The 16,304-nt window shown below is 70.2% G+C and carries 11 protein-coding genes; 1 reads left to right on the forward strand and 10 read right to left on the reverse strand.

Annotation, left to right across the window (positions count from 1 at the left end):
- Window positions 1–36 precede the first annotated feature (36 nt).
- Genes GB932_RS02885 through GB932_RS02900 form a run of 4 tightly spaced genes read right to left on the reverse strand, consistent with a single transcriptional unit; the run spans window position 37 to window position 6,169 of the window.
- Complete coding sequence (locus GB932_RS02885; RefSeq protein ID WP_156759209.1) at window positions 37–3,060, reverse strand: alpha-mannosidase; 3,024 nt, start codon at window positions 3,058–3,060, stop codon at window positions 37–39.
- 1 nt (window position 3,061) lies between these two features.
- Entirely contained in the window at window positions 3,062–3,961 is a 900-nt protein-coding gene (locus tag GB932_RS02890) for a carbohydrate ABC transporter permease (protein WP_156759210.1), read from the reverse strand.
- Entirely contained in the window at window positions 3,955–4,890 is a 936-nt protein-coding gene (locus GB932_RS02895; RefSeq protein ID WP_156759211.1) for a carbohydrate ABC transporter permease, read from the reverse strand. Before GB932_RS02895 ends, GB932_RS02890 begins: the two co-directional genes overlap by 7 nt.
- 13 nt (window positions 4,891–4,903) lie before the next feature.
- The gene (locus tag GB932_RS02900; RefSeq protein WP_156759212.1) at window positions 4,904–6,169 is read right to left on the reverse strand and encodes an extracellular solute-binding protein; all 1,266 of its coding nucleotides are present in this window, start codon (window positions 6,167–6,169) and stop codon (window positions 4,904–4,906) included.
- A gap of 194 nt (window positions 6,170–6,363) precedes the next feature.
- Here GB932_RS02900 and GB932_RS02905 point away from each other — a divergent pair, with 194 nt between their 5' ends.
- On the forward strand, window positions 6,364–9,315 hold the full coding sequence (locus GB932_RS02905; RefSeq protein ID WP_156759213.1) for a glycoside hydrolase family 2 TIM barrel-domain containing protein: 2,952 nt from the start codon (window positions 6,364–6,366) through the stop codon (window positions 9,313–9,315).
- Window positions 9,316–9,374: 59 nt separating this feature from the next.
- On the opposite strand, the gene GB932_RS02910 is transcribed toward GB932_RS02905, so the two are convergent.
- The 6 genes from GB932_RS02910 to GB932_RS02935 form a co-directional block, all read right to left on the reverse strand.
- The gene (locus tag GB932_RS02910; protein ID WP_156759214.1) at window positions 9,375–9,929 is read right to left on the reverse strand and encodes an HAD family hydrolase; all 555 of its coding nucleotides are present in this window, start codon (window positions 9,927–9,929) and stop codon (window positions 9,375–9,377) included.
- Window positions 9,926–10,975 carry an ABC transporter ATP-binding protein gene (locus GB932_RS02915; protein WP_156759215.1) on the reverse strand — a complete coding sequence of 350 codons (1,050 nt, stop codon included), beginning with the start codon at window positions 10,973–10,975 and terminating at the stop codon, window positions 9,926–9,928. Before GB932_RS02915 ends, GB932_RS02910 begins: the two co-directional genes overlap by 4 nt.
- Window positions 10,972–12,033: an ABC transporter ATP-binding protein gene (locus GB932_RS02920; RefSeq protein ID WP_156759216.1), complete on the reverse strand. Its 1,062-nt coding sequence runs from the start codon at window positions 12,031–12,033 to the stop codon at window positions 10,972–10,974. The genes GB932_RS02915 and GB932_RS02920 overlap by 4 nt, the downstream gene beginning before the upstream one ends.
- Window positions 12,034–12,040: 7 nt before the next feature.
- Window positions 12,041–13,186, reverse strand: a complete 1,146-nt coding sequence (locus tag GB932_RS02925) for an ABC transporter permease (RefSeq protein ID WP_197517268.1) — start codon at window positions 13,184–13,186, stop codon at window positions 12,041–12,043.
- Window position 13,187: 1 nt separating this feature from the next.
- A complete protein-coding gene (locus GB932_RS02930) occupies window positions 13,188–14,186 on the reverse strand; it encodes an ABC transporter permease (RefSeq protein ID WP_156759217.1) in 999 nt (332 codons plus the stop codon).
- Window positions 14,187–14,261: 75 nt separating this feature from the next.
- Window positions 14,262–16,247: an ABC transporter substrate-binding protein gene (locus tag GB932_RS02935; RefSeq protein WP_156759218.1), complete on the reverse strand. Its 1,986-nt coding sequence runs from the start codon at window positions 16,245–16,247 to the stop codon at window positions 14,262–14,264.
- Between the last annotated feature and the right edge of the window lie 57 nt (window positions 16,248–16,304).

The raw sequence follows: 16,304 nt of genomic DNA on the forward strand, positions 1-16,304 counted from the left end.
CGCATTCTCCTCGTCTCGGACCGCCGCGGCCGCGCCTCACCCGCCCGTGGTGACGCGCAGCGTCAGCACCTCGAAGGGCCGCAGAACGACGTCGGCCCCGTTCTCGTCGGCCCCGACGAGCGCCCCGGATCCCACGCCCAGCGGCTCCTCGACGAGGTCGCATTCGGCAGCCGAGACGGCGCCGAAACCCCACTCGAGCCGCGCGCGGGCGCGGGCGCCGCGCTGCTCGTAGACCCGTACGATGACGTCGCCGGACCGGTCGGCCGCCAGCTTGACCGCCGAAACGGTCGCCGAGGTGTCGCCGACTGTGCGAACCAGGGCCTCGGGCGCGGATCCGCCGACGAGCTCGCGCAGCGGCGCACCGACCCGCATTCCCCACGCGGCCGCCTCGTCGGTCGTTGCGGCGGGCGCGATGACGGACACGAACTCGTGGGCGCCCTGGTCGGCGTCGGGATCCGGGAACGTCGGGGCCCGCAGCAGCGACTGCCGGACCGTCGTGATCACGCGCCCGTCGGCGCTCGCGCGCGCCGCGTCGTGGCCGTACATGCCGTCGTTGACGATCGCGGCGCCGAAGCCGGGCTCGCCCACGTGCACCCAGCGGTGCGCGCACGACTCGTCCTGCGCGGCGTCCCACGACGTGTTCTGGTGCAGCGCGCGCCGCACGTGTCCGAACTGCGTCTCGAACGCGGCGTCATGCGCATGCAGGTCGAGCGGGAACGCGAGCTTCAGGAGGCGTCGGCGCTCGCGCCAGTCGGCGGCCGTGCGGATCCGCACGGCGGCGCCCGTCGGATCCAGCGAGATCGTCTGCGTGATGCGGCTCTCGCCGTGGGAGAGATCGACGCGCACAGCGTCGCCTTCGAGGCGTGCGGATCCGCGCAGCGTCGTGGTCGCGAGGCGGTACGAGCGGTCGAGATCCCACGCATCCCATCGCGCGGGGGCGTCGACGTGCACCTGCAGGACGTTCGCGGGGTGCCCGGGCGCGAGGAGGTCGCGGCCGGAGCGTCGGTCGACGAGGCTCGCGATCGTGCCGTCGGGCGCGATCCGCACATCGAGGGCGTCGGAGGTCAGGCGGATCCCGTCCGCCGTCTCGCGTGCCTCGACGGCGACGGCGGCGCGCGTCCCGCCGGCGAGCCCGGGCACGCCCTCCTGCGCGACGGGCGCGGGATTCACGGCGATCCGCCGCTCGCCCGCCCCGACGAGGGCGCGCAGGGCGTCGCCGATGATCCGCTCGAGCGTCTCGGTCACACGCGCGTGCGAGCGCTCGGCCTCGCGGTGCACCCACGCGATCGCGCTGCCGGGGAGGATGTCGTGGAACTGCAGGAGCAGCACCTCGCGCCACAGGGAATCGAGCTCATCGTGCGGATACGCCGCCCCGGCCCGCAGCGCGGCGGCGGCGCACCACATCTCGGCCTCGACGAGCAGCCACTCGTTCCGGCGGTTTCCGCGCTTCGTGCGCGACTGCGAGCTGAGGGTGCCGCGGTGGAACTGCAGGTGCATCTCGCCCGACCACACCGGTGCGTCGCGGTACTCGGCCTCGGCGGCTGCGAAGAAGTCGTGCGGCGTGCCGATCACGACGCGGGGGGATCCCTCGAGGTCGGCCTGCAGGCGCGCCGCCTCGGTCATCTCCCGCGTCGGCCCTCCGCCGCCGTCGCCGTATCCGTAGGGCATGAGCGACATCGTCGCGCCGCCGTGGTCGGCGAAGTTCCGCACGCTCCGTGCGAGCTCGGCCGGCCGCATATCGCCCGAGTAGGTGTTGTTCGGTGGGAAATGGGTGAAGACCCGCGAGCCGTCGATGCCCTCCCATCGGAACGAGTGGTGCGGCATCGTGTTCGTGTCGTTCCAGCACATCTTCTGCGTGAAGAACCACCGGATCCCCGCGCGGCGCAGGATCTGCGGCAGCGATCCCGGGTACCCGAACGAATCGGGCAGCCAGCCCACCTCGCTGCGCACGCCGAACTCCTTCTGGAAGAACCGCGTCCCGTACAGCAGCTGCCGCGCGAGCGATTCGCCCGACGGCATGTTCACGTCCGATTCGACCCACATGCCGCCGACCGGCACGAAGCGCCCCTCCGCGACGCGCGCGCGGATCCGCTCGAACAGCTCGGGATCCGCCTCCTTCACCCACGCGAAGTGCTGCGCCGACGAGCTGACGAAGACGAGTTCCGGGTCATCGTCCATGTGCGCGAGCACGTTCGCGTAGGTGCGCGTGACCTTCCGCACCGTCTCACGGCTCGGCCAGAGCCACGCGGAGTCGATGTGCGCGTGCCCCGTCGCCGTGATCCGGTGCGCCGATGCCGCCGCGGGTGCGGCGAGGACGGGGGCGAGGATCCCGCGGGCCGCGGCCGCATCGCGGGAGGGATCGTCGGGGTCGATCGCATAGAGCGCGCGTTCGAGGGCACCGATGACCTGCGCACGGCGTGGATCCGTCTCGGCCAGCTCGTCCGCGAGCCCTCGCAGTACGGTCGCCTCGCGCAGCAGCGACTCGACCTCGATGTCGATCGCCCGCACCTCGATCGCGCCGAATCGGTAGAGCCGCCCGTCGCCGGCCGTCGCGGGGTCGCCGTACGGCGTCTCGGCGAAGGCGAGCGGGCTGCGGAAGTCGTCGCCTCCCGACAGGTCGGGGTTCGATGCCGCCTCGACGAACAGCTCGAACGTCTCGCCGGGTGCCGTGGTGAGCGGCACGTGATGGTTGCGCGGCTCGAGCCCCTTGATCGCGGCGCCGTCGGGCGTGCGTACGAGGCCCTCGCACTGGAATCCCGGCTTCGCAGCGTTGAATCCCAGGTCGATCGACGCCTCGACGCGGCCCGCGCCCGCCCAGCTCACCGGCACGGATCCGCGCACGCGCAGCCACGTCGTGCCCCACGGCGCACCCCACGTATCGCCCGATACGGCGGGAGCGAACTCGGCGTCCCGCCGCATCCGGTCGAACGCGATGGGCTCGCCCGTCACCTCCCACGCCGCGATCTCGAGCGGCACACGATCCGCGACGACGCCCCGTGGGAGAAACTCCCCGAGGAAGCGATCGATCCGGTCGAGGGCGAGTCGCGGCGCGTCGTGCACGTCAGTCCTTCAGTCCGGCGTTGATGTTCGACGACGTGATGTACCGCTGGAAGACGAGGTACAGCGCGACGAGCGGGATCATCGAGAGCACGGATGCCGCCAGGAGGATGCTCCACTCGATGTTCTCGGCGCCGACGAGGGATCGCAGGGCGATCTGCAGTGTGTAGTTCTGCGGATCCCCGAGCACGATCAACGGCAGGATGTAGTCGTTCCAGCGCCACTGGAACGACACGATGGCGAGAGTGAGCATGATGGGGCGCGCCAGCGGCATCATGATGCGGAAGAAGATGCCGTACTCGCTCGCGCCGTCGATGCGCGCCGCCTGCAGCAGCTCGTCGGGGATCGACACGAAGAACTGCCGGAACATGAAGACGCCCGTCGGGGTGACGACGCTCGGGACGATCACGCCGAGAAGCGAGTTGTACATGCCGAGATCGCGGATCACGATGAACAGCGGGTTGAGGATCACCTCGCCCGGCAGCATCGTCATCGACAGGATGCACAGGCCCAGAACGCTCAGCCACGGATTGCGGTACTTCGCGAGCGCGTATCCCGTCGTCGCACAGAGGAACACCGTCACGACGGTCGAGACCGTCGAGACGATCGCGCTGTTGGCGAGGTATCGGAAGAAGTCGAGGCGCTCGAACGCCTGTGCGTAGGCGTCGAGGGTCCACTCCCGAGGGAGGAAGGACAGCGGGTAGCTGAACAGCTCGCTCCCCGGCTTGAACGACGACAGCAGGAACCACAGCAGCGGGAACGCCATGAGCACGGCGAGCACCCAGAGGAACGTCGTCGGCAGGACGGCTCGGCGCCAGCGTCCCGTGGCACGCCGGCGTGGCCGGGAGCCTCCCCCCGGGACGGTGAGGGCGTAGGTGCTCCTGGTCGGCGGTGCGGTCACCATGCGCTGCTCCTTCGGCTCACCCAGAGCTGCACGATGGCGATGATCATCAGCACGACGAGCAGCACCATCGAAGCGGCGCTCGCGTACCCGATCTCGGAGCTCTCGAATCCGGTCTCGTAGATGTACTGCACGATGAGGCGGTTGCTCGTACCGGGTCCGCCGCCGTTGAGGGCCTGGATCATGGCGAACTCCTTCATCTGCGACAGCGTCGACAGCAGCACGACGAGCACGGACGTCGGCGCGATGCTCGGCAGCGTGATGTGCCAGAAGCGCTGCCACGCGTTCGCGCCGTCGAGCTCCGCGGCCTCGTAGTACGACTGCGGCACGTTGTTGAGCGCCGCGATGAACAGGAGCATGTTGAAGGCCGCGCCCGCCCACCCCGATGCGACGATCACGACGAGCAGCGACAGGTCGGAGTTCGACGACCACGGCAGCCCGCCGCCGCCGATGAGCCCGATGAGGTAGTTGACGAAGCCGAAGCTCTCGCCGAACATCCACCGCCAGATCACACCCGTGACGATGGGCGATACGAGCCACGGGAGGAAGAAGATGATGCGCGCGGCGGTCTTGCCCTTCGAGCCGACGGCGTTCAGCGCGACGGCCATCGCGAGCGAAAGGCAGTAGCCGAGCGGCACCGAGAACAGCGCGTAGATGAGCGTGCGCCCGAGCGCGCCGTAGAAGTCGGGATCCCGCAGCAGCGACGCGTAGTTGTCGAGCCCGACGAACTCGGGCTCGCCCCAGCCGCGGTAGTCGGTGAGCGAGTACGACAGTCCGAGCACCCCCGGCCAGAGGAAGAACAGCGCGAACAGCGCCGCCGTGGCGACGGTGAAGAGGAACGGCGCCAGCCGGTAGCGCCCGAACGCGCGGCGGCGGCGCCGGGCGGGCGCCCCCGCGCGTGCGGGGGCGCCCGGTGAGGGAGCGATCGTCATGTTCCGGCCCCGATCAGTCGGTCATCTGCGCGGTCGACGCCTCGTTCACGCCCTCGACGGCCTCCTCGAGCGTGGCCTCACCTGTGAGGTAGCGCACCATCTCGTCCTCGAGCGGCTCGGTGTCGATCGCGCGCCCGAGGTAGCCGTTGATGAGGCCGTCGGTCGTCTGCACGGCCGAGATAGGCGGAGACGCGGCGATCTCGCCGTTGTACAGTTCGAAGGCCTCGGCGTCCGCCTCGTACTCGATCTCCAGGCCCTCGACGGCGGGCAGGCAGCCCGAGACCTCGCAGTACTCGCGGTAGTTCTCCTCCGAGTACAGCCACTCGATGAAGTCACGCGTCTCGTCCTCGACGCCGCTGCCGTCGAACGCGACGATCCAGCTCGCCGCGCCGTAGTTCGTCGCCCGCACTGGCTGCTGCGGGAGCGGCACGGACGCCCACTCGAAGTCGGCGATGTTGTCCTGGAAGTCGGCGATCTGCCAGACGCCCGACATGTAGCCCGCGACCCGCCCGCTCTTGAACGTGGCGCTCGGGTCGTCGCCTGCGCCCCACACCGCCGGGGGCATGAAGCCCGAGTCGTGCATGCCCTTGAAGTACTCGAACGCCTCGGCGCCCTCGTCATCGAGCGCCCACGACCCATCGGCCTGTTCTGTCACGCCCTGGCTGCCGAACTCGAACAGGAACGCGCGCAGCCGGTGGGCTGAGCGATCCATGACGGCCCCGTACTCGGCGTCGGTCTTCTCGACGACCTCGCTCGCCCGCTCGACGTACTCGTCCCAGGTCCACTCCTCGTCGAGCGAGGTCGGATACTCGACGCCGGCCTCGTCCCAGAGCGAGGTGTTGAGGAACATTCCGACGGCGGTGAGGGTCGTCGGGAGCGCCTTCACGGCGCCGTCGGTCGGATCCGCGACGCTGAGCGTGTCGATGATGTTCGCACCCTCGAAGACGTCGGTCAGATCGAGGAGCCGTTCGGTCCAGGCCGGGTCCGTCGACGGCGACGCCGCGAGAGCGGGCACGTCGTTCGCCTGCGCCGCGGTGCGCAGGCGCGTGCGCAGGTCGGCGTTCGGCACCTCGACCACGTCGACGCGCACGCCCGTCTCCTCGTAGTACTTCTCAGCGAGTTTCGCGTAGCCGCCGCCCTGGTTGACGTCGCCCGATTGGACGAACTCGAGGACGACCTCGTCGCCGTCGCCCGCACCGCCCGAGCAGGCGGCGAGGACGAGGCCTCCCACGGCGACGCCGGCGACGGCCGCCGCGCGGAATGTGCGTGAACGGTTCATGTGTGACATCCGATCTCGCGTTCACCCTCGAACGCGCTGGCTGTGTGGGGATGGGATCAGGACGCCCCATGTCGCTTTGTCAGGACATCCTGTCGTCGATACGGTAGTCCGATCGCCTCCATTCGGCAAGCGTTTACCGATCGCCGCCGCCGCGATAGGCTCGCCCACGTCTCTCGCCGTCGAGAAGGAGCCCCATGCAGATCGCCCGTATGTCCCCCGGCGCGGGGAGCCTCCCGCCCCGCGCGCGCCTGCGCTCCGATGCGCCGGCCCAGCAGCTCGACGGCACGTGGCGGTTCCGCCTGAATCCCGCGCTGCGCGCCGCCCCGACGGGGGCCTGGGACTCCGGCGACGTCTCGGAGTGGGGCGACATCGCGGTTCCCGGCCATTGGAACCTGCAGGGGCACGGATCGCCCGCGTACACGAACGTGCAGATGCCGTTCCCCCTCGACCCTCCGCACCCGCCGGACGACAATCCGATCGGCGACTACGTCGCCGACGTCGAGGCGGATCCGGCCCTGCTCGCGCACCCGCGGCAGATCCTCCGCTTCGACGGGATCGAGTCGGCCGCCGAGGTGCGCCTGAACGGCGTCGACCTCGGCAGCACGCGCGGCAGCCGGCTGACGCACGAGTTCGACGTCACGGGCATCCTCCACTCCGGCGCCAACCGCCTCGCCGTCCGCGTCGCGCAGTTCAGCGACGCGACGTACCTCGAAGACCAGGACATGTGGTGGCTCCCGGGGATCTTCCGCAGCGTCACGCTCCTCGCGCGCCCCGAGGGAGGGATCCGCGACGCCTTCGTCCATGCGGACTTCGATGCGGAGACGGGCCGCGGATCCCTGCGCGTGGACGTCGACGCCGACCGGCCCGCGCGGATCCTGGTCGACGAGCTCGGCATCGACGCGGACGCGGGCGGCACGATCGACGCGGGCGCCGTCGAGCCGTGGTCGGCCGAGCGTCCGCGCCTCTACGAGGCCGAGCTGCGCACCGAGACGGAGCGCGTGAGTCTGCGGATCGGGTTCCGCCGCATCGAGGTGCGCGATACGCAGATCCTCGTCAACGGCGCGCCCATCATGCTGCGCGGCGTCAACCGCCACGAGCACCACCCCGATCGCGGGCGCGTGTTCGACGCCGCGTTCGTGCGCGAGGAGCTGCTGCTCATGAAGCGGCATCACATCAACGCCGTGCGCACCTCGCACTACCCGCCCCACCCGGAGGTGCTCGACATGTTCGACGAGCTCGGCTTCTGGGTGATCGACGAGTGCGACCTCGAGACGCACGCGTTCGAATTCATCGGCTGGCGCGGCAATCCGAGCGCGGATCCCCGCTGGCGCGAGGCGTACCTCGACCGCATGCGCCGTACGGTGCACCGCGACAAGAACCACCCCTCGGTCCTCATGTGGTCGCTCGGCAACGAGTCGCACACGGGCAGCAACCTCGACCAGATGGCGCTGTGGACGAAGCAGTTCGACCCCGACCGCCTGCTGCACTACGAGGGCGACTGGTCATGTCGCCATACCGATGTGTACTCGCGCATGTACGCCGGCCACGACGAGGTGCGCCGGATCGGAGAGGAGGGCCTCGCGGGCCCGGCGTTCGATGCCGATGCCGCGCACGCGCGCCGCGCGCGGCTGCCCTTCATCCAGTGCGAGTTCGTGCACGCGATGGGCACGGGGCCAGGCGGCATGCGCGAGTACTGGGACGTCTTCGAGCGCTTCCCGCGCCTCGCGGGCGGCTTCGTCTGGGAATGGGTCGAACACGGGATCCGCGGCGACGACGGCCGGATCCGCTACGGCGGCGATTTCGGCGAGCGCGTGCACGACGGCAACTTCGTCATCGACGGGCTCGTCTCGGCCGACCGCGATCCGCGGCCCGGCCTCACCCACTACGCCGCCGTCATCGCGCCCCTGCGGATCTCGGTCGACGCCGGCCGCTCCTCGATGAGCATCGAGAACCGATACGACCACGTCGACCTCGCGCACCTCGAACTCGCATGGGAGCGCGTCATCGACGGCGACGTGGTCGCCGAGGGGCGGATTCCGATGCCCGCCTGCGGTCCGCGCTCGGCGGCATCCGTGGATCTGCTCGCGGAGTGCCGCGGCGAGCGCGCGGCGGCGACGGCGGACGTGCTGACGATCGCCGCCGTGACGCGCGAGGCGACGCCGTGGGCGGCCGCCGGGCACGCAGTCGGGCATGGGCAGGACGTGCGGATCGCGGGGGCATCGCGCCCCGACGACGGAACCTCCGCGCGGATCGACGACGGCGCGGCGACGTCGCCGACAGATCCACCGATGGGCGCTCCGGACGCCGCAGCGGCCGAGCCGCCGGGCGCGACCGCGCGCCCCGCCGTCTTCGACCCCGTCACCGGATCCCTCGCGAGCCTCGGCGGCCTCGTGATCGCCGGCCCCTCGGTGGGCGTGTGGCGCGCGCCGACGGACAACGATCATGGGCGGCTGCACGGCGAGGACGACCCGCGGCCGATGGCGGATCGCTGGCACGCGGCCGGCATGGACCGGATGGTGACGCGGCTCATATCGTTCGACGAGAGCGACGCCGTCCGCGTCCGCACCCGCACGGGCGTGCCGATCCTCGATGCCGCCGTCGACGCGCGCCTCACCTGGACGCCCGTGTCGGACGCCGCCATGCGCCTCGACGTCGAGATCGACCCGGCCGGAGAGTGGCCGGTCGACTGGGCGCGGCTCGGCCTCGATCTCGCGATCGACGCGGCCCCGACGGGCGTCGAGTTCGCGGGCCTCGGGCCCGTCTCCGCCGCGCCCGACATGCTCGACGGCGCGCGCTTCGGGTGGTGGTCGCTCGATCCGGCCGACCTCATCGTGGATCACGTCCGCCCGCAGGAGAGCGGCGCCCGCCTGGGCGTCGTCGACGCGACGATCGCCACGGCCGCCGGCGCGCTGCGCGTGCGCGCCCTCGCGGATCCGTTCGCCCTCACGGTGTCGCCGTTCGCGCGCGAGGAGATCGCCCGCGCCGAGCACAGCTGGGATCTGCGCGCCGACGGCCGCACGCACGTGTCGATCGACCTCGCCCAGTCGGGCGTCGGCACGGCGAGCTGTGGCCCGGGCGTGCTCCCCCGCCACCGCCTCGCCCCGCGCTCGTTCCGCACCTCGCTCCTGCTGGAGCGGGTGGCCTGAGACGCACCCCGGTAGCCACGACACGCCGTATGCGCCGCGGGCGGTAGGGCGTGTCGTGGCTAGCGAACTGAAGCCGCCTGGAACCGCTCGAGTCGGTCGAGGAGGGGCAGGAGGTCGGCAGGGGCCGTGATCGTGTAGTCGGGGCGCTCGGCGTCGCCGTCGGGCTCGGCCTTGTAGCGCGGGGATCCCGCGAGGTGCACCGAGATCATGCCCATCGCTCGGGCGCCCCGAACGTCCTTTGCGAGGTTGTTGCCGACCATCACGATGCGCGGCGCGTCCGCGTCCGACAGCTCGAGGGATCCGATCGCCGCGCGGAACATGCGCGGGCTCGGCTTCTCGGCCTTCACACACTCCGAGTAGGTCACCGACTCGAACACGTCGTAGAGGCCGTGCTGCGTGAGCAGGTTCTTGAACGACTGCGCCATGCCGTCGGCGACGAGCGCCACGCGGTATCCGCGCTCGACGAGCCCCGCCACCATCGCGTCGGCCCCCGGAAGCAGCTCGCCCGCGACCACGACGCCGTCGTCGTCGCGCACCTCCGTGCCCTCGTCGATGATCGTGTCGCCGCAGTCGAGGAAGACGATGTAGCGGGTGTCGGCGGGGGCGGTGGTCATGCGGTCTCTCCTGAGAGGTCGTGGTCGATGCCGCGGAGCGTGAGCTCGTCGGCGCGGTGGCAGGCGACGACGCGGCCGTCACGGGTCTCGGCGAGCGGCGGCCGCTCGGTGCGGCACAGCTCGGTCGCGTAGTGGCAGCGGGGACTGAAGTGGCACCCCGAGGGCCTGTCGGTCGGGCTCGGCACCTCACCGAGCGGGATGATGCGCTCGCGCTTCGCGTCGGGATCCGGAACGGGCACCGACGAGAGCAGCACCTCGGTGTACGGGTGCCGCGGCCGCGAGAAGAGGTCGTCCGTGTCGGCCACTTCGACGACGCGGCCGAGATACATGACGGCGACGCGGTCGGAGATGTGCTCGACGATCGACAGGTCGTGCGCGATGAAGAGGTATGCGATCCCCCGCTCGTCCTGCAGGTCCTTCAGCAGGTTGATGATCTGCGCCTGGATCGACACGTCGAGCGCCGAGACCGCCTCGTCGGCGACGATCACTCTCGGCTCCGTGACGAGCGCCCGCGCGATGCCGATCCGCTGGCGCTGCCCGCCCGAGAACGAGTGCGGATAGCGGCGCAGGTGGCTCGGATCCAGCCCGACGCGCTCCGCGATCGACCGCACGCGCCGCCGCAGATCCCGCGTCGCGATGCGGCCGGACGCCCGCAGCGGCTCGGCGACGATGTCGAACACCGTCATGCGCGGATCCAGCGACGAGAACGGATCCTGGAAGATCATCTGCAGCTCACGCCGCACCCGCTTCAGGTCGCGGCGCCCCAACGCGAGGAAGTCGACCTCCTCGGCCCCCTCCTCGGCGCGGTACCAGGCGGATCCGGCTGTCGCCTCGATACCCCGCACGATCGCGCGGCCGAGCGTCGACTTCCCGCTGCCTGACTCGCCGACGACGCTGAACGTCTCCCCGCGGCCGATCGTGAACGACACGTCGTCGACGGCGACGACCGTCCCCGACGCGCCCGCGGAGAACTCCTTCACGAGCCCATCGACGCGCAGCACGGCGTCGGCCGCGATCGTGGCCTCCGCGATCGCGTCGGCACTCATGCGCGGACCTCCGTCTCGTCGCCGAATCGGGCGCCCGGCGCGTGCCGCTCGCAGCGCACCGTGTGATCGGATCCGATCCGCACCTCCTCCGGATCCCGCACATCGCAGACGCCCGGGATCCGCACGGGGCAGCGCGCGAAGAACCCGCACATGGGCGGCAGGTCGATCGCCTGCGGCACCGTGCCCTCGATCGACGCGAGCCGCGCCTTCCTGCCGCGCCCCAGCTTCGGGATCGCGTCGAGCAGGCCCCGCGTGTAGGGGTGGCGGGGTCGGCGGAAGATCTCACGGACCGGTGCATGCTCGACGATGCGGCCGAGGTACATCACGGCGACGTCGTCGCACATCTCGGCGACGATCCCGAGGTCGTGCGTGATGAACAGGATCGCCATGCCGAGCTCGCGCTGCAGCTGCCGCATGAGCTCGAGCACCTGCGCCTGGATCGTCACGTCGAGGGCGGTCGTCGGCTCGTCGGCGATGAGCACCTCGGGACCGCACGACAGCGCCATGGCGATCATGGCGCGCTGCCGCATCCCGCCCGAGAACTCGTGCGGGTACTGGTCGATGCGCCGCTCGGCGTCGGCGATCCCCACCTTGCGCATCATGTCGAGGCAGATCCGCCGCGCCTCGCGCCGGTCATCGGTGCGGTGCAGGAGGATCATCTCCATGATCTGGTCGCCGATCGTGTATAGCGGCGAGAACGCCGTCATCGGCTCCTGGAAGATCATCGCGACCCGGCGGCCCCGCACGCTGCGGATGGCGGGCCCGTCCCGGCGCAGCTCCATGAGGTCGATCGGCTCGTCGCCTTCGAGCACGACGCTGCCCGTCTCGCGGAATCCCTTCGGATTCAGGCGCAGCAGCATCCTGCTCGTGAGGCTCTTGCCGGATCCGGATTCGCCCACGAGGCCCAGCGTGCGGCCCGCACGCAGCGTGAAGCTCACGCCGTCGACGGGGCGCAGCGTGCCGTTCTCGGTCGGCAGCTCGGAGCACAGGTTCGTCGCGCGGAGGACGGCGGTGCCCGCGGCGAGCGCGGGCCGCGCGGTATCGGTGATCGTCGTCATGGTGTCCTCACTTGTGGGGGTCGGCGGCGTCGCGCAGGCCGTCGCCGAGGAAGTTGAAGGCGAGCACGGTCACGATGACCGCGACGAGGGGGAAGAGCTTCCACGGGTAGAACGCGATGTTCGCGACCTGCTGCGCCTCCTGCAGCAGCACACCCCAGCTCGTCGCGGGCGGCTGCATGCCGAGACCGAGGAAGCTCAGCGCGGTCTCGCCGAGGATCATGGCGGGGACGGCGAGTGTCGTCGCCACGACGAGGTAGCTCATGAAGCCCGGCACGAGGTGCGTCGCGATGATCCGCATCGCCCCGACGCCCGAGATGCGGGCGGCCATCACGTAGTCCTCGTTCTTGAGCGACACGAACTGCGAGCGCACGACGCGGGCGAGGGACGTCCACTCGATGAACGCCATGATGATCGTGATGAGCAGGAACATCTGCACGACCGAGACGCCCGAGGGGATCGCGGCTGACAGCGCCATCCACAGCGGCAGCGTCGGGAAGGAGCGGAGGATCTCGATGATCCGCTGGATGACGAAGTCGGTCCGCCCGCCGAAGTAGCCCGAGATGGATCCGATCACGAGCCCGAGCACGAAGCTGATCGCGACGCCCACGAGCGGCACCGAGAGCGATACCTGGCTGCCGAGGAGGATCCAGCTGAAGAGGTCGCGCCCCATGCCGTCGGTCCCGAGGAGGAAGACGCGGCCGTCGCCCGCGGCGGCGAACAGGTGCAGGTTCGTCTCGAACAACCCGAGGAACCGCCACTCGCGCCCCTCGGCGAGGAGACGGATCGGGTGGGTGACGCTCTCGTCGGGCACGACGATCTGCCGCAGGGTCTCGGGATCGCGATCCGACTCCATGCCGTACACGAACGGGCCGACGAACCGCCCGTCGTGGAAGAGGTGGATCCCCGTCGGGGGTGCGTTGACGTACGCGCTGTCGTACGACTCGAGCCCGTACGGGGCGAGGAACGGTGCGAGGAGCGCGCCGAGATAGAACAGCCCGAGCACGAGGAGGCTGATCTGGGCGAGGCGGTGCGCGCGCAGCTCCCGCGCCATGAGCCGCCACTGCGAGGCGGCGTAGTAGGCGTCGCCGCGCTCCTCGAGCGGGTCACGCTCGAACCGGCGCGGGCGGATGAGCCCTGTCATGGTCTTCAGCACGTCAGGCCGCCTTTCGCGCGTCGCGGATGCGCGGATCCAGCCACGCGAGGAGGATGTCGGAGACGAGCGTGCCGATGACGGTGAGGACGGCCATGAACAGCAGCCATGTGCCGGCGAGGTAGGTGTCCTGCGCGAGCAGCGCGTCCTGCATCACGGGCCCCTGCGTCGGCAGGTTGAGGACGATCGAGGTGATCGTGGATCCCGTGAAGATCGAGGTGAGCGACCAGCCGAGCGTCGACACGATCGGGTTCACGGCGGCGCGCATCGGGTACTTGCGGAGGATCCGCCCCTCCTTCAGCCCCTTGGCGCGCGCCGTCATGACGTTGGGCTTGTTCATCTCGTCGAGCATCTGGCCGCGCATGACGCGGATGAGCTCGCACGTCGAGGCCGTGCCGATGACGACGACGGGGATCACGAGGTGCCGCGCCGCGTCGGCGATCATTCCCCATGAGAGGTCCGCGCCGCGATACTCGGGCGACTGCAGGCCCAGCATCGGATCCCCGAACCATGTGAACGACGCGTACATGAGGATGATCGCGAGGAGGAAGTTCGGCGTCGCCATGCCGATGAAGCCGATCGTCGTGAAGACGTAGTCGCCCAGCGAGTACTGCTTCACGGCGCTGTAGACCCCGATGGGGATCGCGACGAGATAGGTGAACAGCATCGAGGCGACCGACACGATGAGCGTCATCGGCATGTACTGCTCGACGACGTCGGCGACGGGGCGGTTGAAGGCGAACGAGTAGCCGAAGTCGCCCCGCGAGACGATCTCCCATGCCCACGAGAGGTACTGCAGGTACAGGGGCTGGTCGAGGCCGAAGCGGGCGCGCAGCGCCTCGCGTTCTCCGGCGCTCAGCGTCTCGCCCTCCTCCGCGAGCTTCTGCGCGTAGTTCGAGACGTAGTCGCCGGGCGGGAGCTGGATGATCCAGAACACGATGAGCGAGATGACCACGACGACGGGGATCATCGTCAGCACGCGGCGGAGGATGTAGCGGAGCACGGGGACCTCTCGTGGGGCGGGCGGCGCCCCGCCCGGGTGCGGGGCGGGGCGCCTCAGGCGGCGGTCAGCCGGCCGTCACTCGCCGTGGAAGGCGAACTGGGCGGGGTGGGCGTATCCGAGCTCGCGGTATTCGTCCGAGAGCACGAAGCCGTCCGGCACGTTGTAGACGGCGTCGCTCACGGCGAAGAGCGTCGGCGTCGGCCCCGTGTAGCCGATGACCCACTGGTTCTCGGCGTGCAGCTCGACGATCCGCTCGGCGTGCTCGTCGACCTCGGCACGCTCGGTCGCGGACGACAGCGCGGCCCACACATCCCACATCTCCTGGATCGGATCGGTCGCCGCGACGTCGAGCGTCGGCTCGCACGTCGCCTCGTATGCGCATCCCCACTGCGAGTACCAGGCGCCCGTCGACACGCTGCGCAGCGGCACGACGGTGTCCGGGCGCAGGGCGGGCGAGATCCCGCCCACGGGGAACGCCGTCGTCGCCATGTGCTCGTTCGCGAGCAGCTTCGTGTCGAGCGTGCCGCGGTCGACGAGCTGGATGTCCGTGCGGATGCCGACGGCCTCGAGGTAGTGCTTCAGTAGCTCCTCGAACTCGCCCGCCTGCGCGGCATCGGACTGCTGCAGGATCTCGAAGACGAACGGATCCCCGTCCGGCAGGGTGCGCCACGCACCGTCGCGTTCGAGGCCCATCTCATCGAGCAGCTCGTTCGCGCGGTCGACGTCGTATTCGGCCCACTTCTCGGCCCAGCCGTCTTGGAAGAACGCACCGTTCTCGCTCACCGACGCCTGGCGCGGCTCGCCCAGGCCGAGCGTGAGGATCTCCGAGAGCTCACCGCGGTCGACCGCGACCGACACCGCCTCGCGGAAGCGCGCGTCCTGGAAGACCTCGCGCAGGGCGGGATCCGCGACCGTCTGGTTGATCTGCAGGCCGTTCGAGTACCAGTCGGCGCTCTCCCACTGCAGCACCCGATAGCCGCCGGCCGCCTCGTTCTCCTTCAGCGTCGTGAAGTCCTGGAAGCCGAAGGACGTGATGTCGTAGTGCCCCGACATCGTCTCGAGCAGGATGTGGCTGTCGTCCTGCACGGTCTCGAGCACGATCTCGTCGATGTACGGCAGCTGGTTGCCCTCCGCATCGGCCTTCCAGTAGTAGGGATTGCGCTCCCACGTGATCCGCTCGGCGTTGCGGTCGTCCTGCGCGACCCATGGGCGCAGGGTCGGGCGCTCAGGGTAGATCCAGGAGTAGTAGGTGATCTGCTCGTACCAGCTGGCGAGGTCCGAGAAGCCGTGGTCCTCGGCGACCTCGAGCGCGGCATCCTCGCCGATGAACTCGTCGAGGACCGTCTCGAGGTAGTGCTTCGGCGCGAACATCCACTTCGCGTCGATCGCGAGCCGGTCGAGGAACATGACCCGCGGATCCGCGAACGTCACGGTGAAGGTGTGGTCGTCGACCTTCGCGACCTCGGCCATCGTGCGCTCGCCCGTCTCCGGGTTCGTCGAGTAGAACGCGTCGTACACGCTGCGCTGGAACAGCTCGGGCACCATCACGCTCTCCCACCAGAAGAGCACGTCGTCGGCCGTGAAGTCGACGCCGTCCGACCACTTCATGCCCTCGCGCAGGTGGATCGTGAACTCGGTCGAGTCGTCGTTCACCTCGTATCCCTTGGCGACGTTCGGTTCGACGGATCCGTCCTCGGCGAAGCGGAACAACGCCTCCTCGGTGATCTTCTCGATACCCCACGGCGAGTCGGGCCCCATCCACGGCATGTTCCACGTGCCGCCGTACTCGCCGATCCGCTCGACGACGGGTTCGACCATGATGTCGTCGACGGCGGGCATGCGCTCGTCGAGCGCGGGCAGCTCGCCCGCCTCGACCTGAGCGGCGAGGTCCGGCGCCTGTGTCAGCGCGGCGGCGGAGTCGAGCTGCGGCGCCTGCTCGGCGGCGCCCGAGTCCGAGCTCGTCGGCGTGCAGCCCGTGAGCGCGACGGCGCCCACGACGAGCGCACCGAGCGCGGTCTTCCCCAGAAGTTTCATCGAGATCCCCTCGTCGAGAGTCGTCATTCGCGTGCGGCCCGTCCGGCCGTGCGACGCTCACGCTAGGGAGCGGATCGGACGCGC

Source organism: Microbacterium karelineae, assembly GCF_009745985.1.
GTDB lineage: Bacteria > Actinomycetota > Actinomycetes > Actinomycetales > Microbacteriaceae > Microbacterium > Microbacterium karelineae.